This window comes from Pseudomonas sp. PDM18 (assembly GCF_014852585.1).
GTDB lineage: Bacteria > Pseudomonadota > Gammaproteobacteria > Pseudomonadales > Pseudomonadaceae > Pseudomonas.
The window spans coordinates 534,629-556,631 of the sequence record NZ_JACVBX010000002.1 but is presented as its reverse complement, the minus strand read 5'-3'; the positions used below and the strand labels follow the sequence as shown (position 1 = coordinate 556,631).

The 22,003-nt window shown below is 64.5% G+C and carries 22 protein-coding genes; 11 read left to right on the top strand and 11 right to left on the bottom strand.

Annotated features, from left to right (window positions below):
* The first annotated feature begins 5 nt into the window (after positions 1 to 5).
* Positions 6 to 551: a toxin-antitoxin system YwqK family antitoxin gene (locus IB274_RS07320; RefSeq protein WP_192431352.1), complete on the top strand. Its 546-nt coding sequence runs from the start codon at positions 6 to 8 to the stop codon at positions 549 to 551.
* A gap of 6 nt (positions 552 to 557) precedes the next feature.
* On the opposite strand, the gene IB274_RS07315 is transcribed toward IB274_RS07320, so the two are convergent.
* Together IB274_RS07315 and IB274_RS07310 are read right to left on the bottom strand one after the other, a co-directional pair.
* A complete protein-coding gene (locus tag IB274_RS07315) occupies positions 558 to 953 on the bottom strand; it encodes a DUF4280 domain-containing protein (protein WP_192431351.1) in 396 nt (131 codons plus the stop codon).
* Between the two features lie 337 nt (positions 954 to 1,290).
* Positions 1,291 to 2,661 carry a transposase gene (locus IB274_RS07310; protein ID WP_192431350.1) on the bottom strand — a complete coding sequence of 457 codons (1,371 nt, stop codon included), beginning with the start codon at positions 2,659 to 2,661 and terminating at the stop codon, positions 1,291 to 1,293.
* 78 nt (positions 2,662 to 2,739) lie between these two features.
* Between IB274_RS07310 and arnT the strand changes: the two genes are divergently transcribed.
* Positions 2,740 to 4,179, top strand: coding sequence for a lipid IV(A) 4-amino-4-deoxy-L-arabinosyltransferase (gene arnT / locus IB274_RS07305; protein ID WP_192431482.1), 1,440 nt, complete (start codon positions 2,740 to 2,742; stop codon positions 4,177 to 4,179).
* A 141-nt stretch (positions 4,180 to 4,320) separates the two neighbouring features.
* On the opposite strand, the gene dapA is transcribed toward arnT, so the two are convergent.
* Both dapA and epsC read right to left on the bottom strand, forming a co-directional pair.
* Positions 4,321 to 5,187: a 4-hydroxy-tetrahydrodipicolinate synthase gene (gene dapA / locus IB274_RS07300; RefSeq protein ID WP_192431349.1), complete on the bottom strand. Its 867-nt coding sequence runs from the start codon at positions 5,185 to 5,187 to the stop codon at positions 4,321 to 4,323.
* Positions 5,188 to 5,528: 341 nt separating this feature from the next.
* The gene (gene epsC, locus IB274_RS07295; protein WP_192431348.1) at positions 5,529 to 6,482 is read right to left on the bottom strand and encodes a serine O-acetyltransferase EpsC; all 954 of its coding nucleotides are present in this window, start codon (positions 6,480 to 6,482) and stop codon (positions 5,529 to 5,531) included.
* 379 nt (positions 6,483 to 6,861) lie between these two features.
* Between epsC and ssuD the strand changes: the two genes are divergently transcribed.
* Positions 6,862 to 8,004 carry an FMNH2-dependent alkanesulfonate monooxygenase gene (gene ssuD, locus IB274_RS07290; RefSeq protein WP_192431347.1) on the top strand — a complete coding sequence of 381 codons (1,143 nt, stop codon included), beginning with the start codon at positions 6,862 to 6,864 and terminating at the stop codon, positions 8,002 to 8,004.
* A gap of 111 nt (positions 8,005 to 8,115) precedes the next feature.
* The gene (locus IB274_RS07285) at positions 8,116 to 8,334 is read left to right on the top strand and encodes a hypothetical protein (RefSeq protein WP_192431346.1); all 219 of its coding nucleotides are present in this window, start codon (positions 8,116 to 8,118) and stop codon (positions 8,332 to 8,334) included.
* A gap of 9 nt (positions 8,335 to 8,343) precedes the next feature.
* On the opposite strand, the gene IB274_RS07280 is transcribed toward IB274_RS07285, so the two are convergent.
* Together IB274_RS07280 and IB274_RS07275 are read right to left on the bottom strand one after the other, a co-directional pair.
* Positions 8,344 to 8,589 carry a hypothetical protein gene (locus IB274_RS07280; RefSeq protein WP_192431345.1) on the bottom strand — a complete coding sequence of 82 codons (246 nt, stop codon included), beginning with the start codon at positions 8,587 to 8,589 and terminating at the stop codon, positions 8,344 to 8,346.
* A 93-nt stretch (positions 8,590 to 8,682) separates the two neighbouring features.
* Positions 8,683 to 8,922 (bottom strand): hypothetical protein, encoded by a 240-nt coding sequence (locus IB274_RS07275; RefSeq protein WP_192431344.1) that lies wholly within the window; start codon positions 8,920 to 8,922, stop codon positions 8,683 to 8,685.
* Between the two features lie 185 nt (positions 8,923 to 9,107).
* On the opposite strand from IB274_RS07275, the gene IB274_RS07270 reads away from it, so the two are divergent.
* The gene (locus IB274_RS07270) at positions 9,108 to 9,368 is read left to right on the top strand and encodes a hypothetical protein (RefSeq protein ID WP_192431491.1); all 261 of its coding nucleotides are present in this window, start codon (positions 9,108 to 9,110) and stop codon (positions 9,366 to 9,368) included.
* Positions 9,369 to 9,374: 6 nt separating this feature from the next.
* On the opposite strand, the gene IB274_RS07265 is transcribed toward IB274_RS07270, so the two are convergent.
* Complete coding sequence (locus IB274_RS07265) at positions 9,375 to 9,662, bottom strand: hypothetical protein (RefSeq protein WP_192431343.1); 288 nt, start codon at positions 9,660 to 9,662, stop codon at positions 9,375 to 9,377.
* 285 nt (positions 9,663 to 9,947) lie between these two features.
* On the opposite strand from IB274_RS07265, the gene IB274_RS07260 reads away from it, so the two are divergent.
* Positions 9,948 to 10,115, top strand: a complete 168-nt coding sequence (locus IB274_RS07260; protein WP_192431342.1) for a general stress protein — start codon at positions 9,948 to 9,950, stop codon at positions 10,113 to 10,115.
* Positions 10,116 to 10,240: 125 nt separating this feature from the next.
* Here IB274_RS07260 and IB274_RS07255 read toward each other — a convergent pair whose 3' ends face one another.
* From IB274_RS07255 to IB274_RS29925, 3 genes are all read right to left on the bottom strand, one after another.
* Positions 10,241 to 10,414 (bottom strand): hypothetical protein, encoded by a 174-nt coding sequence (locus tag IB274_RS07255; RefSeq protein ID WP_192431341.1) that lies wholly within the window; start codon positions 10,412 to 10,414, stop codon positions 10,241 to 10,243.
* A gap of 61 nt (positions 10,415 to 10,475) precedes the next feature.
* Positions 10,476 to 10,868: a response regulator gene (locus IB274_RS07250; RefSeq protein ID WP_192431340.1), complete on the bottom strand. Its 393-nt coding sequence runs from the start codon at positions 10,866 to 10,868 to the stop codon at positions 10,476 to 10,478.
* A gap of 384 nt (positions 10,869 to 11,252) precedes the next feature.
* Positions 11,253 to 13,802, bottom strand: a complete 2,550-nt coding sequence (locus IB274_RS29925) for an EAL domain-containing protein (RefSeq protein WP_192431339.1) — start codon at positions 13,800 to 13,802, stop codon at positions 11,253 to 11,255.
* Between the two features lie 160 nt (positions 13,803 to 13,962).
* Here IB274_RS29925 and IB274_RS07240 point away from each other — a divergent pair, with 160 nt between their 5' ends.
* From IB274_RS07240 to IB274_RS07225, 4 genes are read left to right on the top strand one after another with little or no spacing between them, the layout of a single operon-like run.
* Positions 13,963 to 14,469, top strand: a complete 507-nt coding sequence (locus tag IB274_RS07240; protein WP_192431338.1) for a (2Fe-2S)-binding protein — start codon at positions 13,963 to 13,965, stop codon at positions 14,467 to 14,469.
* Positions 14,466 to 15,452, top strand: coding sequence for an FAD binding domain-containing protein (locus tag IB274_RS07235; protein WP_192431337.1), 987 nt, complete (start codon positions 14,466 to 14,468; stop codon positions 15,450 to 15,452). Before IB274_RS07240 ends, IB274_RS07235 begins: the two co-directional genes overlap by 4 nt.
* Complete coding sequence (locus IB274_RS07230) at positions 15,449 to 17,656, top strand: xanthine dehydrogenase family protein molybdopterin-binding subunit (protein WP_192431336.1); 2,208 nt, start codon at positions 15,449 to 15,451, stop codon at positions 17,654 to 17,656. Before IB274_RS07235 ends, IB274_RS07230 begins: the two co-directional genes overlap by 4 nt.
* Before the next feature lie 20 nt (positions 17,657 to 17,676).
* On the top strand, positions 17,677 to 18,318 hold the full coding sequence (locus tag IB274_RS07225) for a phosphoribosyltransferase (RefSeq protein ID WP_192431335.1): 642 nt from the start codon (positions 17,677 to 17,679) through the stop codon (positions 18,316 to 18,318).
* A 58-nt stretch (positions 18,319 to 18,376) separates the two neighbouring features.
* Here the strand turns inward: IB274_RS07225 and IB274_RS07220 are convergent, their stop codons facing one another.
* Positions 18,377 to 19,417 (bottom strand): LacI family DNA-binding transcriptional regulator, encoded by a 1,041-nt coding sequence (locus tag IB274_RS07220; RefSeq protein WP_192431334.1) that lies wholly within the window; start codon positions 19,415 to 19,417, stop codon positions 18,377 to 18,379.
* A gap of 232 nt (positions 19,418 to 19,649) precedes the next feature.
* On the opposite strand from IB274_RS07220, the gene IB274_RS07215 reads away from it, so the two are divergent.
* Positions 19,650 to 21,908 carry a TonB-dependent receptor gene (locus tag IB274_RS07215; protein ID WP_192431333.1) on the top strand — a complete coding sequence of 753 codons (2,259 nt, stop codon included), beginning with the start codon at positions 19,650 to 19,652 and terminating at the stop codon, positions 21,906 to 21,908.
* The last annotated feature ends 95 nt before the right edge of the window (positions 21,909 to 22,003 follow it).

Here is a 22,003-nt window from a genome sequence, read left to right as displayed (position 1 = left end):
ACGACATGGCCAACAGCGGAACCCTCGACCTCAAGCGCGGCGACAGCACCCTGCAGGGCCGCCTGCAGGACGGCGGGCTGGAAGGCCCGCTGCGCATCAGCGAGCGTGGGCGCCCGCAGGCCAGCCTGGACTACCGCGACGGCGAACTGCACGGCACCAGCACGCTCTACTACCCCAACGGCCAGGTCAGTGCGCAGTTGCCCTACGTACGCGGGCGCCTGCAGGGCGAGGCGCGCTTCTTTGCGGCCGAAGGCTGGCTGCAGCGCAAGGTGGGTTACCACGACGGGCTGATGCACGGCGAGGCCTGTAGCTATCTCGCCGACGGCACGCTTGCCGAGCAGGCCTTCTACCGCGAGGGTGTACAGGAGGGCCCGTTCCGCCGCTTCCACGGCAACGGCCAACTGGCGCAGGAGGCACGCTACGTGAAAGGTGCGCCACTGGATCAGCCACGCGCCTATGCCGAGGACGGTCGCCCGCTGGACGAAAACGGCAAACCCATTTCGCGACTGCGCTGGTGGCTGGGCAACCGCGGCGAGGCCAGCGAGGCCTGATCCGAATCAGGGAATCAGCATCTGCACCTGGCCGGGAAACACCACCTTGATCGCCCCGCCCCAGGTGCACATTAGCGTTCCGTTGGCGTCCAGCGCAGGCATGCCGCCCAGCAGCATCGTAGGCGGACCGCCAGGTATCCACGGCGCTGCGGTGGCCGGTATGCAGGGCATTGGCGTCAGTACCCCGAGGGCGGCTGCAGTAGCGGCGGCCACCGTCGGGTTGGCTGGGCTGGAGCACATATCGAAGGGCAAGATATTCAGCAGAGGGATGTGATCCTGCAGGTTGGCTGCCGGCATGCCGCCGGTCAGGGTGCGATTGACCGGCAGTACGTTGAGCACCGACGGAGCAACACCGAAACTGCATTGCAGCGTCGCGCCGCTGCAGACCTGGGGACAGCCCATGGAGTCACCTCGCCTGCCTTCGCCTGGCAAGCCTTCCTTCGTGTCGCAGTTGAGGATGAGTGGGTCAAATATAGCCCTTCCAAGCGCCAACGCTTGCGACAGATAGATTAGCTGGCGCTATTGCATGACGGCAGATGTGGGTCGGTAGCGGCTTCTCGCCAGGGGCAGCAATCGGCCGATTCTGTTGAAAAAGGCGGTTCTGCGGCAGCCAGCCGGGCAACTGAGCCCGCTTTCGAAGTGGCTGCAAGCCACTTCAAGTTGCCTTTCGGCGTTGCACTGAGCGTTCGGGCTCAGGTTTGAGGGTTAATTCGAGGGTTTCTGCTCGCAGCAGGCGTAACTAGCCTGTGAGCGGTGGCCCTTGAGGCAAAAGCTTGGCCATGCGGCGCAGATTCTGCACTGTCGCGGCCAAGGTGAATTCGTCAGTCGCTCCCGTCAGGCCACGCAGTCGTAAACGGTCGAGTTTCATGATCCGTTTGAGGTGGGCGAAAAGCATCTCCACCTTCTTTCGTTCGCAGCGAGAGACGAGGTATTCCGGTGTCTTGGCGATGCGTCGAGCTACGTCACGGGCGGCCTCATGGATGCTGCGAACGATCTTCCGATTCGGTGTGTTGGGGCAGCACTTTTCTTTCAACGGACAGGTGGCGCAGTCGGTTTGGCTGGAGCGGTAGATGATGGTGTTGGCCTTGGTCACGCGCGACCTTTGCTGAGTGAAGGCGCGCCACTGACTGCGTAGCGGTTTGCCGGCTGGGCAGCGGTATTCATTGGCCTCCGGATTCCAGAGGAAGTCGTTACTGGAGAGGCTGTCGTCCTTGCGCTCGGTCTTGTCCCACACCGGCACATGCGGCTCGATGTTCTTTTCTTCGACCAGCCAGGCCAGCATCGGGGCAGTGCCGTAGGCGGTGTCCCCGATGAGGCGTTCCGGCGTGAGGTCGAACTGCGCTGCGACACGCTCGACCATCATCCTGGTCGAATCGACTTCGGCGGTACGGTGCGCCGGAGTCGCCTCCACATCCATGATCACGCCGTACTCAGTATCGATCAGGTAATTCGTGGAGTAGGCAAAGAAGGCTGGGCCGCCTGGTGCAGCAGTCCAACGGGACTGAGGATCGGTGAGAGAGATTTTCTTGGGAAGAGCTTCAGCCAGCGCCTCGTGATCAAGGGCTTCGAGGTACTCACGCACGGCGCGGCTGCTGAGCTTTGGATCGCTCCAATCGACCTCATCACCCGCCACCCCACGTTGCCGGCTGGCATCAGCCTTGATGATGCTGGCGTCGACAGCGAAGCCTTCGCCTTTGATCAGGCCGGCCGCCATGCAGCGCCGAAGCACCTCATTGAACAACCAGCGGAATAGGCCACTGTCACGAAAACGGCCATGGCGATTCTTCGAGAAAGTCGAGTGATTGGGTACTTCGTCTTCCAGACCCAGCCGGCAGAACCAGCGATAGGCCAGGTTTAAATGCACCTCTTCGCACAGCCGTCGCTCGGAACGGATGCCGTAGCAGTAGCCAACGACCAGCATGCGCACCATCAACTCCGGATCGATCGAGGGGCGTCCGATGGGGCTGTAGAAGTCGGCCAGGTGGGCACGCAGATCGCTGAGATCCAGGCACTGGTCGATGCTGCGCAAGAGGTGTTGGGACGGAACGTGGTCTTCCAGATTGAACGAGTAGAACAGGCGCTGCTGTCCACTCGGTAGCTGTCCCATCATGCTGTTCGCCCCCGCGCTCGCTGACAGAGCAATTCTGCCGGCGACGTAGGTGGGCAGCTACTTTTTCAACAGAATCGGCTGATAGCCATCGGCCAGGCGATCTTCGGCGACAACCTGTTCGGTGCTCGCATCGCCTCCGCCGCGACAACCGCCGCTACCCTGGGCTTGATATCCCTGCTGGCCCGCCGCTTGTGGAACGACCCCTGGAAAACCTGGACGGCGTGCCTGCTCTATATGAGTTACGGCCTGGCCGCCGGACAGGCGGGTTACGCCAACATCGATCCCCAGCTCACTCTCTGGATCACGCTCAGCCTGGCCTCGGCCTGGTATGCGCTGGAGGGCGAAAATCCGCGCGAGCGCTGGACGGGCTGGTGCCTGCTGGGCGTGGCCTGCGCCATGGGCTTCATGACCAAGGGTTTCCTGGCCTGGCTGCTGCCGGTAATCGTGGTGATGCCCTACGCGATCCTGCAACAGCGCTGGCGCGAACTGCTCAAGGGCGGACCGCTGGCAATTCTGCTGGCCGTCTTGCTCAGCCTGCCCTGGGCGCTTGCGGTGCATCAGCGCGAAGCGGATTTCTGGCAGTTCTTCTTCTGGAACGAACACATCCGCCGCTTCGCCGGCACCAAGGCGCAGCACGCCGCGCCCTTCTGGTTCTTCGTGCCGATGCTGTTCGCTGGTGCCCTGCCCTGGACCCTGCTCGTGGCGCCCAGCCTACGGCGCGCCTGGCGCGAGAAAAAGGAGCGGCGCAGTGCCTTCCTCTCCCTCTGGTTTGCCATGCCTTTCCTGTTCTTCAGCCTCAGCAAGGGCAAGCTGCCGACCTACATACTGCCGTGCTTCGTGCCGTTGGCCCTGTTGATGGCCAACACCCTGGTCGACAAGCTGCGGCAAAGGGATGTGTTCGCACTCAGCGGCAACGGGTTGTTCAACCTGGTCACGGGCTGCCTGGCCTTGCTCTGCCTGCTGATCGTGCAGGTCGTGCATCCGATTTATATCGGCCAACCTCTGCAGCTGACGCTGGCAGTGCTGGTCTGCACAGCATGGGCCGCCTGTGGCTTCGCCCAATGGATGCGCCCGACGCGGCACTGGTTCGCGCCGGCCCTGGGGTTGTGGGTGCTGATCGCCCTGCTGCCGGCGGCGATGCCGTTGTCCGTGGTCGATAACAAGATGCCCGACCAGTTCATCGCCCGGCATCTGAGCGAACTGAAGGGCTCGAAGAGTCTCCTGAGCAATGAACTGGTGGCCGCGTCGGCACTGGCGTGGCGACTCGATCGCAGCGACGTGACGCTGCTCGATGTGCAGGGTGAGCTGCAGTACGGCCTGTCCTATGCCGACGCCGAGGATCGCAAGGTCACTTCGGAGGCTGTCGGACGCTGGCTGGCCGAGCGCTCACAGAAAGGCCCGGTCGGGATAGTCCTGGATCTGTCCGGCAAGTCCGGGGGCGCGGCACCCTCCTGGATTCCGCCGGGTGCCGACGTGTTCCGAGAAAACAACCTGCTGATCGTCATTACCCGGCCCTGACGGCTCAAAGCACCCATGGCACGGGGCTTTCAGACGTATATCGGCATGAAATCATGGAAGTCAGCGTAACGCGTTACCATTTCTCGACATCATTTAAGGTAACGCGTTATGGGACGTTTCCGCGCTGGAGCCCCGCAGCGCCTAGTCGGCCAGATCCGCCAGAACGACCTTCAGGCGCTCCAGGATTGCCGGCGTGCACGCCTGCATCGGCTCTCGTACTTCATTGGCGATCAAACCCTGCAGGGCCAGCGCGCCTTTCACCGCCGCAGGATTCGGCTCGGCAAAAGCAGCCTGCATCCACGGCAGGAGTCGGTAGAAAGTGCGGCGCGCGGCGGTCACATCTCCCTGCCCCATCTCCCGGTGCATCTGCACATAGAGATCGGCGCGAACGTGGGATGACGCCGAAATTGCCCCGGCACCGCCCAGGCAGAGGTTAGTGAATATCTGCAGGTCTTCCCCGGTGAGTACCGCGACCTGGCCGTCGGCGATCAGCGCCAGGGTCGTTTCCACATCCCCCGCGCAATCCTTGATCGCTACGATGTTCGGGTGGCGCACGATGCGGCGCAGCGTCTCGCGCTCGATGCGCACGCCAGTGCGGTACGGGATGTCGTAGAGCACGACCGGGACACTGGCGGCGTCGGCAACGGTGCGGAAAAAGGCTTCCAGCCCAGCCTGGGACGGTCGGATGTAGTACGGCGCCGGCACCAGCACGCCCGCCAGCGGACGGCGCTGGATGTCCTGCAGGAAGGCAAGCAGTTCACGCTGATTGTTGCCCGCCAGCCCCATGATCACCTGCTGCGCGGGCACCCACTGCAAAACGGCGTCGAGCACTTCGAGCTGCTCTTCATGGCTCAGCGCGGCAGCCTCGCCCGTGGTGCCGCAAACCACGAAGCCCGCGACGCCCTGTTCCAGCAGCTGCGCCACCACCCCCTGCAGCGCCGGGTAATCGACTGCGCCATCACGAAAGGGTGTGACCAGCGCCACCCAGATCCCACGAAAATTCGACATGCAAAAACTCCTGTTGGCTGACCGTCGGGTCGCCGTCAGGGAGGGTGCGGGAATCAAGCGGGAGGGAGGTTCGACCTTGCGCCTTGTGTCCTGTCAGCCCATCTGACGGGACAGCGCCCCGGTCAAATGAGCGACTGTTTCTTCGATTTCTTCGCAACGACAACGCACGCGCAGGCCCGGGCAAGGAAGCCCGAAGCGAAAAGCGAGTGGTTGAAGATGGAAAACATGAAAGCTCTCTTATCCAAGATAAGGTTGCGTGAAATGTCTGACCGATACTGCTGAAGGAACGGGAGAGCTGTCAACTCCCCCGCTTCGCTTTGCGTGTCCGCAGGCGTTGCTGATCAATCCTTTCCGCAGCGGCTCTCATCGTGCTGCAGGCTGGCCTGGCTCACCTGACTGCCCGGTGGAACACTGCGGGTCAGCCAGACATTGCCGCCAATGGTCGAGCCCTTGCCGATGGTCACGCGGCCAAGAATGGTGGCACCAGCGTAGATCACCACGTCGTCTTCGACGATCGGGTGACGCGGCTCGCCCTTGTGCAGTTGGCCCGTTTCGTCGGAGGTAAAGCGCTTCGCGCCCAGGGTCACCGCCTGATAGATGCGTACCTGTTTACCGATGATCGCGGTTTCTCCGATCACCACGCCGGTGCCATGGTCGATGAAGAAACTGCTGCCGATCTGCGCGCCTGGGTGGATGTCGATGCCAGTCGCCGAGTGCGCGAGCTCCGAGATGATCCGCGCCAGCAGCGGCAGACCGGCGTTGTAAAGGTGATGCGCAAGACGGTGGTGAATGATCGCCACCACGCCCGGATAGCACAGCAGGACCTCGTCCACGCTGCGCGCAGCCGGGTCGCCCTGGTACGCCGCAAGCACGTCGGCATCGAGCAGCCTGCGCATCTCCGGCAGCGCGCGTGCGAAATCGCGAACCAGCACCACCGCGTGTTCATCGATTCGGCTGTCCACCACATCACCGCGCTGCCGCGCGCTATAGCGCAACTCCAGGCGGGCCTGTACCAGCAGTGCATTGAGCGCGGCGTCCAGGGTGTGGCCGACGAAGAAGTCCTCGCTCTCTTCACGCAGATCGTTGGGACCTAGACGCATAGGGAACAGCGCGCTGGCCAGGCGTTCCACCACTTCCTCGACGGACTGCCGCGAAGGCAGCTCGCGACCGCCCTGCTCCGGGTGCCGGCCCGTTCGGCTGCGCCATTCACTGCGTGCGCCACGCAGGTCCTCGACGATCTGCGCCAGTTGCCAGTTCACTGGGCCATTCTCGTTCAGTCGGTTGGCGTCGTTCATCGCTTGCTGTGTTCCTTGATCCACGGGGGCTTTCAATCACGATTGCCTATCCTGATCGGTCGCGCCGCGCAGGACAAATCGCCGGAAGGCATAACCTAATGCCTTTTTCGTAGCACGACATGTTTGCCGAGCAACAGCGAATCAACAGTGCTGTTGCCGCGCAAATACTTTCTTGCCTTCAGATGCCCGAAAACTGCTGTCTCCCGCTCTGGCACAGGCCTTGCTGCAGAGCAGTGCCCGCCATGATGCCGCCCTCTGCTTGCTGCCTGACCAAGCGCACCGACAAAGACGGCTGCCGGGCCCGAATTCCAATGAAGACTTGCCACGCGTGCACCGACGGGGCAGCGCCCCATTTCGACGATGGCAACGAGGACACTCCATGAGTCTCGATATTTTCTGGTTCCTGCCAACCTCCGGCGACACGCGCTATCTGGGGCATTCCAGCAGCGGTCGCCCGGCCACCAACGAGTACATGCGGCAGATCGCAGTCGCCGCCGACCAACTCGGCTATGACGGCCTGTTGATCCCAACCGGCAGCAGTTGCCTCGATCCGTGGGTGACCGCCGCCAGCCTGGTGCCGGTGACCCAACGCATCAAGCTGCTGGTGGCTCTGCGCACTTCGCTGGGCAACCCGACCGCCTCGGCGCGCCAGGCGGCGACCCTCGACCAGGCCAGTGGTGGCCGCCTGCTGCTGAATGTCGTCCCAGGTGGCGACAGTACCGAACTGGAGGCTGACGGCGTTTTCCTCAGTCATGACGAGCGCTACGCCGCTTCCGACGAATTCCTGACCATTTGGCGACGCCTGCTGACAGGTGAAACCGTGGACTTCGCAGGCGCACATCTGAAGGTCAACGGCGCGCAGAACTTCTTCCCGCCCGTACAGAAGCCCTATCCGCCGCTGTACTTCGGCGGTTCTTCCCCCGCAGCCCACGACCTGGCCGCCAAGCACGTGGACGCCTACCTGACCTGGGGCGAGCCGCCCGCCGCCGTGGCCGAGAAGATTGCCGACGTGCGCGAACGCGCTGCGCGCCTGGGACGTACGGTGCGTTTTGGCGTGCGCCTGCATGTCATCGTCCGCGAGACCAACGAGAAAGCCTGGGCCGCCGCGGACGAACTGATCAGCCATCTGGACGACGCCACCATCAGCGCCGCGCAGTCCAACTACGCGAAGATGGATTCTGTCGGCCAACAGCGTATGGCCGCGCTGCATGGCGGTGATCGCAACAAGCTGGAAGTGGCGCCGAACCTCTGGGCCGGTGTCGGCCTGGTGCGCGGTGGCGCCGGCACCGCACTGGTGGGCGACCCGCAGACCGTTGCCGAGCGGCTGCTGGAGTACGCCGCGCTGGGCGTCGACAGCTTCGTGCTGTCGGGTTATCCGCACCTGGAAGAGGCTTATCGTTTCGCTGAGCTGGTGTTCCCGCTGCTGCCCGGCAAGGGGCGCGTGACGGTCGACGGCGTGCTCACCGGCGGTGCCTTCGACGGGCGCGCCGGGCGCGAGAAATCGAGCGAAGCCGCCGCTTGAGGCCCAACCCAGAGCGGGCGGCCGATGGCCAGCATTGCCCCTGAATAATCTGGGGCTATTATTCTTACAGCCCATACTGCAGGTCGGCTCTGCCAAGGAAGCAGAACGACCATGCAGTGGCTGATCGAGTATCGATTCAATGGCGAGGACCGCCATCTGCTCATGCGAGCGCGAACCATCCCTCACATCAAGGCCATCGCCTTCTCCGTCTATGTTCGTGAATTCCCCGACCAGCCGCGACCGTTGCACGCCAACACCGAGGTTGAATCGTGGCTGTGCGCCTGCGGCATCACCATCACTGACGTACGTCTCGCCTGCGCGCAGGCCTGAGGCAGCTTCCTAGTCGCCAGCGCCCATGGCGCGAAAGGAAACGTCCTGTACGTTGTGCGCTTCCACGTGGCGCCGGATGGTGTGGTAACGCTTCTGAAACCCGCGCAGGTCGTGGGTCGGGATGTGCAGGTGGCGCGCCACATGGCTCCACGCCCGCGCCTCGCTCATGGCGTCGTCCTCGGCTTCGAATTCGAACTCCCGCCCCTCTCTCACAAAGCTGACGTGGTAACGCTTTGTCAGGGATTCGTCCTGCATGGCGCCTCCGGGTTCTAGCTGTATTTCAAGCACTGACCGGGCGCCGGCGCCGGTGGTTCAAAGAGACTGCTGGCCAGGCTATCGGCAAGCAGCTCAGTCCATTACGACCAGGGTGATCGTGCCGCTTTCGGCAGGGGCATGGTGCAGGACAAGGTCGATTCGGTGGGCAGCGTGAAGCAGGGTTTCGGCGTCGTGTTCCAGCAACAGCGCGGCCGCCATCAGCGCGGTTGCCGTATCGGCAGTGCTGGCCTTGAGTGCAGCCTCACGCAGCACCTGAACGACGCAGGTCTCGTTGAAAGCCGAGGCCATCAGTACCTTTCGCAGTCGTTCCACGTCAGCCTCCCGTCCTTGTGAATGCGTGCCTGTGGGTGTGCATTGCAGGAATAGCCCGGTTTTGCCTTGCTCATCGCGCCAGCCGACGATTGGCGAGGCTTGCAGCGGTAGCTATGATAAGTAACGCGTTACCACAAGGCCGCATGAATAACAGTAACGCGTTACTCTACTACCAAGGAACCCCGATGAAAGACGCCAAGGACAGAGCCACCCGCGACGCCTTCGAAGCACCGCGCAAAGGACGGCCTCGCAAGGAAGGCGCCATGACCAACGCCGAGAAACAGGCCGCATATCGCAAACGCCGGGCGGAGTCCGGTGGTGGCGCGGTGATGCTCAACAACGAGGAAATCTGGCTGATCTGCCATGCCCTGGACGGCAAGGTCTGGGAAGCCGACGCTGAGCAGCGGCAGAAGCTTATCGCCCGGTTGCGCAAAAGGGTCGTCTGAAAAGCCTTACATCAGACCGCAGATCAGTTCCATGCCAAGGTCCCTCACCTGTCGATCCGTGCGCAGCTCACGTCCGTGAATACCGATCACGTTGGTTCGTGGCGTGGAGGTGTAGCGACTCTGGAGACTGATCAGATAACGGCCGTCTTCCTGGCGGTCGCAGGTGAAGTCGAACAGTGGGTAGCTCCTGTGAAGGAGGTCGGCGACGTCGTGACAGCTTGGCGGGTTCATCAGCTTCTCCTGCATTTCTGCGCCCATCTTGCGCCGCTGCGCCAGGAATGAAACCGCAGCCATTGGCCACTACCGCCGGCGCCGCGTTCGTTGCTGAACCTGCAAAGGTCAAGGATTTGAGCGGCTTGAACCAAGTGCAACAGCAATTCTCCGGCATCGCCAATAAACCACCCCGGACCGACGGCAAGACTTTACATATAACGGCTTTTCGTCGGAGCCATGACGGATCGTTCTGAAAAAGGGTCGAACCCGCCTGCGCAATATGTCTCGGATGAAGGGAGTGCACGACATTCGCCTGTCCAATTCTTACGGACATTTCCCACGCACATTGCCCACGGAGTAGTTCTCATGGCCGAACATAGAGGCGGTAAAGGCAACTTTGCAGAAGACCCCCAGCGTGCTTCCGAAGCCGGCAGAAAAGGCGGTCAACACAGTGGCGGCAACTTCAAGAATGATCCGGCTCGCGCATCCGACGCGGGCCGCAAGGGAGGTCAGCGCAGCCAAGGCGGCCACTGATCGCCGAGTTGGCGAGGCGCATCGGCACTCGCCGGCTCACCGCACATCGTTGATTCTCCGCAATAACGAAAACGGCGCCGAAGGATCGGCGCCGTTTTTCATGAAGTGCCATGCCGACAGTCTGGTCACTGGGTGCAGAGCACCTCGCTCACCTGGATATCCGAGCGCGAATCGCGCCCGACCGGGCCATGCAGCGCACGGACGAACTTCTGTGCCTGCTCGCGACTCAGGCTTTCCTGTCGCAGCACAGTGCTCATGGGTTGGCCGTTGCGGCTATAGCGGATCAGGTATGCATGCATGGTGCTTCCTCCCCGGTTAAGACGGCCATTCCGCTGATCGGACGGCCTTTGGCGCAAGAGTCTAGTTCAGCATCCACGGTTGTACGGGCGGGCTGAGCAACGTGCGCTGAATGGCGCCTTGCAGTTCGTCAAGGTCCGCCGACTTTGGCAGCACGGGGTACGGTGCGCCCTCCTCGCCTTTCTCCGCCCAGGGCGAGAGCACCAGCACGCGCATGCGCGGCCGTAGCGGAAGGCAGGCTTCGATCAGCGCGGCTCCGGACAACGGCCCGGTGAGTTGTTCGTCGATCAGGAACAGATCGATGACCGAGGACGACACCAGGTGTTCGATGGCTTCTTCTTCACTGAGGGCGCTGAGCACCGCATGCCCCTGGCCGAGCAGATGATCTTCCAGTCGCTGGAGTTGCTCGGGCCTTTCCTCGAGGACCAGCACCATCTTGCTGTCGAGTGTTTGCATATCGTGCTCTCCCTTTTCGAGTGCGGGCTTTCGGAGTCGATCATGCAGCAAGTTCCGCGCCTGTCTGGCATTGATGGCCAGAGGCCTGGCGCAGAGCCGTTCGTGGGCAGGGTGATCGCACGGTGCTAGCAGCAGAAAGCCCGAATGAGGGGTTTGGCTCGATGCAGAATGCCCGGTCGGAGCGGGCTGATTTCCGGGCAAGGCATTGCCAAGCTTGACGGAACATATGCCCTCAACTGAAACGGTCTATCGCCACGAGTTGCTTGGCGCGACAGCGCAGGCTGTCAGGGTAAAGGCACTTTCCAGATTTTCCCCTGGTCCCTTTTCGACGGGGCCTTTTTTATCCTGCCGATACAATCTTCCGTGCCTTCCACACTGTGCGCCCTAACCCGCCGCTGGCGGCGTTTTCACCAGCAGGCGAGCCAGGCTTTTCCGGTCAACCGCTTCGCTGAACAGGAATCCTTGCACTTCGCCGCATTGCTCGTCTTCGAGGATGCGCAGCTGATCTTGGGTTTCCACCCCTTCGGCGGTGACGGCGAGGTTCAGCGCCCTGCCCAGCCCGATGATGGCCTGGACGATGGAGCGGTCTCGGCCGGTGGTATCGAGGGTGGCGACGAAGCGGCGGTCGATCTTGATGCTGTCGAACGGGTAGGCGCGAAGGTAGCCCAGGGACGAGTAACCCGTGCCGAAGTCGTCCATGTTCAGCTTCACCCCTAGTTCCTTGAGCGCCTGCATGGTCAGCAACGCGCCTTCCACGTCGCCCAGCATGGTGTTCTCGGTGACCTCCAACTCCAGCCGTTCGGCAGCCAGCCCGGAATCCACCAGCGCCCCCTTCACCTGGCTGACGATGTCCGCGTGGGTGAACTGACTGGGCGAGATGTTCACCGACACCAGCATCGATTCGGGCCAGCCGGCGGCTTCGCGACAAGCCTCGCGCAAGACCCACTCGCCGATATCGACGATCAGGTCACTCTCTTCCGCCAGCTTGATGAACTCATCCGGCCCCACCAGCCCGCGCGCAGGGTGATTCCAGCGCAGCAGCGCTTCGGCGGAGACGATCGCGAGGTCGCCAACCCGGTAGCGCGGCTGGTAGTAAAGCTCCAACTGCCCCTCGCGAAGGGCTTCGCGCAGTTCGGTCTCGCTGCGTTTGCGCGCCTTCAGTTGCAGGTCCATGTGCTCGGAATAGAAGCGCCAGGCGTTGCGTCCGGCGGTCTTGGCCTCGTACATCGCCACGTCCGCACAGCGCAGCAGGTTCTGGGCATCGCCATGGGCGTCGCCCGAAAGCACGATGCCGATGCTGGTGCCGATGTGCAGGAGGTTGCCGTTGTATTCGATGGGCTGATTGATGATGTCCACCAGGCGCCGGCAGAAAGCCTCGGCGTCAGCGCGCCCCTGGGACTGACTGTCGACGATGACGAATTCGTCGCCACCCAGGCGCGCCACCAGGTCCTCGCCGCGAATCGAGTCGCGCAGGCGCTCGGCAACTATCTGCAGCACGGCATCGCCCGCCGGGTGGCCGAGCGTGTCGTTGATGGGTTTGAAGCGATCCAGGTCTAGCATCAGCACCGCCAGCTGTTCCTCGCGACCGCTGCCCAGCAGGTCATCCATGAAGCTGGCGAGCTTGGCGCGGTTGGGCAGCCCGGTCAGGGCATCGTGAAGCGACAGGTGCTGGATGCGCGCGTGGGCCTCGACCTCATGGGTGATGTCCGCGCTGGTACCGCGATAACCGAGCCCGCCCGCCCCGGAGGCGGTGAACTTGCAGATGCGCCGCAGCCCGTGGGCGTCTCGGAACCCGCAGGTCAGGGTGGTGGAATGGCCTTGCTGGGGGACTTTCTCCAGCCAGGCGACCAGGCTCGTCGTGTCGCAGGTGATCAGATCGTCAATGCGTCGGCCCAGCCAGTCGTTGATGCGGTAGCCGGTGAGAGTTTCGAAGCGCGCGGAAAGATAGCTAAGGCGGAAGTTCTCGTCGATTTCCCAGATCCAGTCGGAACTCGCCTCGGCGATTGCCTTGAAGCGCTGCTCGCTGGTCTCCAGCGCCTGGTTGCTGGCCTTCAGGCTGCGCTGGTAATGATCCACCACCCGGGCATTGGCCATGGAGGCGCGAACCAGCCAGACCAGGAAAACCAACAGCAGCAGTACCACCACCGCCCAGCTGCCGGCCAGGCGCTGCAGCATGTCGCTGCCGGGCGTGGGTGTGTGCCAGCTCAGTTCGAAGCCCGAATTACCCAGGCTGACGGCACTGCCGTCGCTGATCCGCGCGTCGTCGGCGCGTACCTCCAGTACGGCCAGGCCGAAATCCCGCGCCACTTTCTGAAGTTTGGCGGGGGTGAGCCGGTCGACGAAGATCATCAACGGACCGTCCAGAGGCGGGTCGGCTCGGGTCGGTCGGACCAGCGCAGCGGTGGCAATGGCTGGCTGACCGCCCAGGGTCACGTAACGCGTTACCACCGCATCATGCCGCGCGGCCTCCGTGGCGGCTTCGCGCAGTTCATCGAGGTTCACCGGCATCTCGCCGGCGCAGTGACTGCGAGTCGGCTGGCCGTCGAGCATCACGTACTCCTCGCCCGCCTGGTTGAGTACGCAGACCAGTTCGTACTCGTTGGCGGTGTACAGCAGCGGGCCGACGTTGTCCTCGCGGTAGGCCCAGTCGGTGTTGAGCGGCGGATTGAGGTAGCGGTAGGCATCGTTCCAGAAGGCGTAGGTGCGGATCAGCGATTCAGATGCGGCGATGCGGTTCTGCAATGCCTTGCCAGCGTAGAAGCGCGTTTGCTCGCGAGCCATCTGGTCCTGCAGCGAGGCAATGCGCCCCATCACCGCGCCGCTTACTCCCAGCGCCCCGATCAGTATCAGGATGAACAGCGTCAGGTGCCAGGTGACGGTGCGCTGGGCGGATATCTCGCGTGGCGCGGCGTGCCGGGTGACGTGGGTATTCATCGGCGTCTCTTCTGGGAGGACTTACCACTAGGAGTAACGGGGCGGGCCGATGTTCAAACCGAAGGAGCGACGGCGCGCCGACCGTTCGCGCGGAATTTCCGAACCATCGGCCATCCCCTCACTCACAGCCCAGGCAAGCCACCCATCCTTTGGAGGCTCCATGACTGGGAATCGCGCACCGTCCATGGCGGCACAGAGTATTCGCCTGATCCTCAACGGCGAGGAACGGCAGCTTCAGGTGCTGCCCTGGACCACCACCCTCGACCTGCTGCGCGAGCAGCTGCAACTCACCGGCAGCAAGAAAGGCTGCGATCACGGCCAGTGCGGCGCCTGCACGGTGCTGCTGGACGGCCGCCGGGTTAACGCCTGCCTGTTGTTGGCCGTGATGCTCGGCGGCCACCGGCTGACCACCATCGAGGGCCTGGCTCGCGATGACGAACTGCATCCGATGCAAGCCGCATTCATCCGCCACGACGCCTTCCAGTGCGGTTACTGCACGCCAGGGCAGATCTGCTCGGCGGTCGCCCTGGCCAGGGAACCGGTGCCCCACGACCGCGACGACCTGCGCGAGCGCATGAGCGGCAATCTCTGCCGTTGCGGTGCCTACCCGAACATCCTCGACGCCATCGAGGATGCCCTGCCCGCCAGCCGCCTGGAGGACCTATGACTCCCTTCGCCTACAGCCGCCCCGCCGGTATCGACGAGGCCGTGGCACTGGCCGGCCCGCGCAGCCGCTTCATCGCCGGCGGCACCAACCTCGTGGACCTGATGAAGGAAGGGGTGGAACGCCCCGAGCGGCTGATCGACATCAACGCCCTGCCCCTGCGCGAACTGCGTGACACGGAGGCCGGCGGCCTCTACGTCGGCGCCTTGGTGGACAACGCCACGCTCGCTGCCAGCCCGCAGGTGGTCGAGCGCTACCCGCTGATCAGCCGCGCCATTCTCGCCGGCGCCTCGCCGCAGCTGCGCAACATGGCCAGCACCGGCGGCAACCTGCTGCAGCGCACCCGCTGCCACTACTTCTACGACCGCGCCGTTCCCTGCAACAAGCGCGAGCCCGGCAGCGGCTGCCCGGCGAAGGACGGCCTGAATCGCCAGCACGCCATCCTCGGCGCCAGCGAGCAGTGCGTGGCGGTGCATCCGTCCGACCTGTGCGTGGCACTGGCCGCGCTGAATGCCGTGGTCCACGTGCGCGGCCCGCAGGCGCAGCGCTGCCTGTCCTTCGAGCAGTTCCACCGTCTGCCCGGCAGCCGCCCGCAGGAGGACAACATCCTCGCCGACGACGAGCTGGTGCTGGGCATCGAACTGCCCGGCGAAGGCTTTGCGCAGCACTGCGCCTACCTCAAGGTGCGTGATCGCGCCTCCTATGCATTCGCGCTGGTGTCGGTGGCGGTTGGCCTGCTGCTCGACGGCGACGGGCGCATCGCCCAGGTCAACATCGCCCTGGGCGGCGTGGCGCACAAACCCTGGCGCGATGCCGAGGCGGAGGACCTGTTGCTGGGCAACCCTCCCGAGACGACGCACTTCCAGCGCTGCGCCGAGCACTTTCTGCGCAAGGCCAAACCGCTGAGCGACAACGCCTTCAAGGTGGAACTGGCGCGGCGCAGCATCGTCCGCACGCTGCAGCAGGCAGCCGGAGGTGCGCAATGAACAGCCCACTGCCCCGCCCCATCGGCATGCCGCTGGATCGCGTCGACGGCCCGCTGAAAGTCACCGGCGCCGCGCGCTACGCCGCCGAGTACCTCGCAGATGGCCTGCTGCATGGCGCGGTGGTCAGCAGCAGCATCACCCGTGGCCGCATCCTCGCCATCGACAGCCAGGCCGCCAGCGCCGTGCCCGGCGTGCAGCTGGTGATGACGCACCTGAACCGGCCGCCGCTGGCCGCCGATGACGACAGCTATGAAGACCAGGATTCCGCCGACGGCTCCTCCTTCCGCCCGCTGTTCAACGACCGCGTGCTGTACAACGGCCAGCCGGTGGCGCTGGTCGTGGCGGACAACCTGGAGGCCGCCCGGCATGCCGCCGCGCTGGTGCAGGTCGAGTACGAGTCGCAGCCTCACTCCACCGATCTGCGCAAGAACCAGGCAGAAGCCATTCCCGCACCTGCCGAGCTGCCGGGGCCGCGCGGTGATGCCGATGGTGTGCTGTGTAGCGCGCCGGTACGCATCGAGGCCGAATACGAGCTGCCGGTGGAGCACCACAATCCCATGGAGCCGCACGCTTCCACGGTGATCGTCCAGAGCGACGGCAGCCTGCTGGTGCACGACAAGACCCAGGGCGCGCAGAACAGCCAGAGCTATCTGTGCCACGTGCTAAAGCTTGCGCCCTCGCAGGTACGGGTGCAGGCGGCCTTCGTCGGTGGGGCCTTCGGTTCCGGTCTGCGCCCTCAGTACCAGTTGCCGCTGGCGGCCATGGCAGCGCTCAAGCTGAAACGCTCGGTACGTGTCGTGCTGACCCGCCAGCAACAGTTCACCTTCGGTTACCGCCCGCGCACCGTCCAGCGCCTGACGCTAGGCGCGGATGAAACAGGACGGCTGCTGGGCCTGGTGCACCAGGTGACGGGGCAGACCTCGCGCTTCGAGCAGTTCACCGCGCATGTCGCGGAGTGGTCGGGGATGCTCTATCGCTGCGACAACGTTCGTCTCACTTATCGACTGGTGCCACTGGACGTCTACACACCGCTGGATATGCGCGCTCCCGGTGCTGCAGAGGGGGTCCATGCGCTGGAATGCGCGATGGACGAACTGGCCTGGGCCGCCGGGATCAATCCGCTGCACCTGCGCCTGATCAACTTTACCGACACCAACCAGAACCTCGGCAAGCCCTATTCCAGCAAGGCGCTGCGCGACTGTTACAGCGAGGGTGCTCGGCAGTTCGGCTGGCCGGCGCAAATGCCCGCACCCGGCACCTTGCGCGAAGGCGACCAGCGCATCGGCTTCGGCATGGCCACTGGCGTTTGGGAGGCGTTGCAGATGCCCGCCAGCGCCAGCGCCGCCCTGACAGCCAACGGCGGCGTGGTGGTCGCCAGCGCCACCACCGACATTGGCACCGGCACCTACACCGCCATGACCCAGATCGCCGCCGAAACCCTCGGCCTGCCGCCGGAGAAGGTGCGCTTCGTGCTGGGTGATTCCTCATTGCCGCAGGCACCGCTGCAGGGCGGCTCATTCACCGTGTCGTCGGTGGGCAGCGCGGTGCTCGACGCCTGCCTGGCGCTGCGGCAGAACCTGTTGGATGCGGCGCGACAGCTGCCCTGCGGCCCCTTCCAGCATTTCTCCGACGGCCAGGTGCAGTGCCGCGACGGCCAATTGCAGGCGAAGACCGCCGAGCACCGTGTCAGCTTCACCGAACTGTTCCAGCGCTACGGCAGCTTGCAGGCCAGCGCTACTGCGCACCCGTCGCCCCTGCGCCAACGCTACACCACGGCAACCCACTCGGCGGTGTTCGTCGAGGTCGCGGTAGACGAAGCGCTGGGCACGGTGCGCGTGCGCCGCGTGGTCAGTGCCATCGCGGCGGGCCGGGTGGTCAACCCGAAAACCGCGCGCAGCCAGATCCTCGGCGGTGTGGTCTGGGGTGTGAGCATGGCGCTGCACGAGGCCAGCCTGATGGATCATCGCCTGGGGCGCTTCATGAACCACAATCTCGCCGAATACCACCTTCCAGTGCAGGCGGATATCGGCGATATCCGGGTGCTGTTCGTCGACGAGCCGGATGCCGTGGTCAACCCGCTGGGCTCCAAGGGCGTGGGCGAAATCGGCATTGTCGGCGTGGCGGCAGCGGTCGCCAACGCCGTCTACCATGCAACCGGTAAACGCATCCGCGAGCTGCCCATCACCCTGGACAAGTTGCTGTGACTCGCGAAAGGAGGGGTCAGATGCCCAGTCCGCGCTATACCAACCGTCGCCACGCCGGAATCGCCCTGGCGATGGTCCTGCGCGACATGCCCCTGGTCGCCCCGCTGATCCTTGCCCTGCCCCGTGGCGGCGTACCCGTTGCCAAGGAGATCGCCCGCATCCTCGGTGCCCCGCTGGACGTGCTGCTGGTGCGCAAGATCGGCGCGCCGGGCAACGAGGAGTTCGCCCTTGGCGCCATCGTTGACGGCCCCGAACCGAACTGGGTGGTGGACGAGCAGATGATCGAGCGCTTCGACCCGCCGCCGGAATGGTTCGAGCAGCAGGTGCTGGAGCAGATCCGCGAGCTGGAGCGCCGCCGCGTCCTCTACCGCGGCGTGAAGGCCCCGGCGCAGCTGGAGGACCGCGACCTGATCGTGGTCGACGACGGGCTGGCCACCGGTAGCAGCATGCGCGCCGCGCTCAAGTGCCTGCGTGCACAGCATCCGCACAAGGTGGTGCTCGCCGTGCCGGTGGGGCCGGCGGAAACGGTGCAGAAGCTACGCGATGAGGTGGATGCGCTGGTCTGCCTGGACACCCCATCGCCGTTTCGCGCGGTGGGCGACCATTACCGCGATTTCCATCAGCTCAGCGACCAGGAAGTGATCGACCTGCTGACGAAGTAACCCAGCCCGTGTGGCTTTTTTGTAGGAGCGAGCTTGCTCCTACAGGGGCATCAGGTTATCAGCCGCTCTCGCGCTCCAGCACCCGGCAGCCGAGCAGGTTCAAGCGCTCCACCGCGCCCTCCAGCGGCAACACGCCGATCGACTGCAGCACGCGCAGCGCGGCGATCTCACCGATCTCGCGGGCCGGTGGCTTGATGGTCGATAGGCTCGGCAGCAGCATCGGGGCAAAGGGATAGTCGCCAAAGCCCAACACCGCGCAATCCTCGGGAATCTTCAGCCCGGCGCGCTGGCCGGCAAGCAGGCCGCCGGCGGCGAGGTTGTCGTTGGCGAAGATGATTGCCTCCGGCCGCTGCACTCCTCGCGCCATCAACGCCTCCATGGCCTGCCGACCGGCGTCGAAGGGCGCGCTTTCGGTAGGCACGAACATCCAAGGGGCGCCGCCCAGCTCGCGCAGGGTATCGGCGTAACCATCGCGGCGATCCAGCGCGCTGAAGTCGCCGGGCGCGCTGTTCTGCACGAAGGCGATTCGCCGGTAGCCCTTGCCGTGCAGGTAGCGCACTGCGTCCACGCCAACCTGGTGGTGGGAAAACCCGACCTGGATCGGCGCGCGCCCGGGCTGGTAGTCCCAGACCTCCACCACCGGCATGTCCGCGCCGGCAATCAGCTTCTCGGTTGCGGCACTGTGAAAGTGGCTGGTGAGCACCAGCGCCGCCGGGTTCCAGCCGAGGAAGGCGCGCACGGCGTTTTCTTCCTTGTCCTCGGAAAAGTAGCTGGAAGCCAGCAGCAACTGGTAGCCGTGGGCGGCCAGGGTGTCGCTGAAGGCCTGGATGGTGTCGGCGAAGATCGGCCCGGAAATATTCGGCACCACCATTCCCACTATCCTGCCCCTCGCCGAAGCCAGGCCTCCAGCCACCTGGTTGGGCACGTAGCCCAGCTCCTTCACCGCTGCACCGATGCGCTCGCGCAGGTCGTCCGATAATTGTGCCGGCTGGTTGAAGTAGCGCGACACGCTGATGGCGGAAACGCCTGCGAGTTCGGCGACCGCTGTCAGCGTCACGCGTCCTGCGCCACGGCGTTTGCGGGGTGTCTGGTTGGCCAACGCGGCTCTCCTGCTGCTCGGTGCTGGAATTCTACTTAAGGAATATAAACGTAATTTTTAATTATTTGACGATCTATCTGGCGATTCAGGATACTCGCCGATGTTAGCGCTAACAACACAAACTGTCCGCAACGAATCCAGCCACTCGCACGAGCGAGCGCTCGTGACAGTCCCGCAGATAAAGAGCGCCCCGGCACGAACCGAGGGCGGACCAGGGCACGAAGGAGTGGCTATGCAATCGCAACATCGGGGGACGCTCGGCCGTCCGCATTACACTGGTCGGCGCAGCGCGCTGGCCCTGGGCATCGCCAGCGTGATCGGCGCACTGGCCTGCAGCGTGCAGGCAGCCGAAACCGCCAATGGCGACGGCCAATCCGCCGACTCTGCGCCGACATTGAAAGCGGTGACCGTTACCGCCACGCGCCGTGAGGAGTCGCTGCAGAAGGTCCCGGTGGCCGTCTCGGTGATCGATGGCGAGCAGTTGGAGCGCGACAACCGCAATAACGTGTCGAGCATCGTCCAGCAGGTGCCGACCCTGAACTTCCGCACCGGCGCCTCGAACAAGGACACCTCGCTGTTCGTCCGGGGCGTGGGCACCATCTCCACTTCCCCGGGCGTCGAGCCGAGCGTCTCCACAGTGATCGACGGCGTGGTGCTCGGCCGTCCCGGCCAGGCGACCCTGGACCTGCTCGACGTCGAGCGCATCGAAGTGCTGCGCGGCCCGCAGGGCACGCTGTTCGGCAAGAACGCCTCGGCCGGCGTGCTCAACGTGGTCACCCGCGAGGTGCCGGACGAAACCAGCGGCTACATCGACTATTCGCATTTTGGCGGCGGCAACGAGAACCGCACCCGCTTCGGCATCGGCGGCACGCTGATCCCTGGCAAGCTCAAGGCCAGCGTCACCACCCTGCTGGGCAGCTACGACGGCAATGTGAACAACGTCTACAACGGTCATGAGGTGAACGGCTACAACCGCGCCGGCGCGCGCACGAAGTTCGAGCTCACCCCCAGCGACGACCTCAAGGTCACCCTGATCGCCGACTACATGCACGGCAACGACGACAGCCCCAGCGGCGTCATCACCAGCACCACCAGCCCGGCCTTCGCCAACGCGCTGCGGCCGGTGACGCCAGACAGCGACAACCGCAAGATCAACAGCGACTACCGCACCCACGTCGACGACACCAACAAGGGCCTGTCGGCGCAGCTGGACTGGAACCTGGGCGACTACACCCTGACCTCCATCAGCGCCTGGCGCGGCTGGGACAACACCCAGTGGCAGGATGGCGATCGTCTGTCCCAGGTCACCGCGAGCATCCCCAGCTCCCACGACAAGGGCGAGCTGAACTACGACCAGTACTCCCAGGAGCTGCGCCTGGCCTCACCCAAGGGCGAGTTCCTCGAATACGTCGGTGGCCTGTACTACATGCACGCCGTGGACGACGAGACCTACCGCCGCGTCGTGACCTCCACCACCGCGCAGAACACCGGCGTGGCCGACTACGGCACGCGCAGCGACACCTACGCGATCTTCGGCGAGAGCACGCTGAACTTCACCGACGACTTCCGCGGCATCGCCGGCCTGCGCTATACCCACGACGAGCTGGAGTACGACCACCGCCGCCGCTCCACCTCGGCCACGGCGGTAACCGGCATCCAGCCGTCCACCTCCAGTTCCGGCTCCACCGACGAGGACGGCTGGTCCGGCCGCCTGGGCCTGCAGTACGACCTCAGCGAGCAGCTCACCAGCTACCTCACTTACTCGCGCGGCTACAAGGGCCCGGCCTACAACGTGTTCTTCAACATGCAGCCGCGCGACACCGAGGCGCTCAAGCCGGAGACGTCCAACTCCTGGGAAGCGGGCCTGAAGGCCACCGCGCTGGACAATCGCCTGACCGCCAACCTCGCGGTATTCCACACCGTCTACGACAACTACCAGGCGAACTTCTACGACACCGTCGCCGGGCAGGTGGTGACGCGCCTGATCAACGCCGGCAAGGTGAAGACCGAGGGCGCCGAGCTGGACTTCAGCTACCAGGCCACCCGCCAGCTGAAGCTCTCCGGCGCCGTCGCCTACACCAAGGCGCGCATCGACAGCTTCGCCTGCCCGGCCGGCGCGGCGGCGGCATGCAACGTCAATGGCAAGCCGCTGCCCTTCTCGCCGGACTGGAAGAGCTACGTGCGCGCCGACTACAGCATCCCGCTAGACAACGGTCTGGATGTGGAACTGGGCACCGACTACAGCTGGCAGGACAAGGTGCAGTACGACCTCAGCCAGAACCCCGATACCATCCAGGGCGCCTACGGCCTGTGGGGCGCCAGCATCGCCCTGGCCGACTACAACGACGGCTGGCGCGTCGCCCTGCTGGGCAAGAACCTCACCGATAAGTCCTATTCGCCCCTGCTGGCCACCGGCGGCAGCTACGTCTATCGCATGGTGCCGCGCGACGACGGCCGCTACTTCGGCGTCGAGCTGCGCAAGGATTTCTGATCGTTTGCAGCAAGCGGCGCCGGCTCGCCCCGGCGCCGCCGACAACAACACCCACGCCGCCTTGCGTCCAACAACCCGACGGACACACAGGAAAA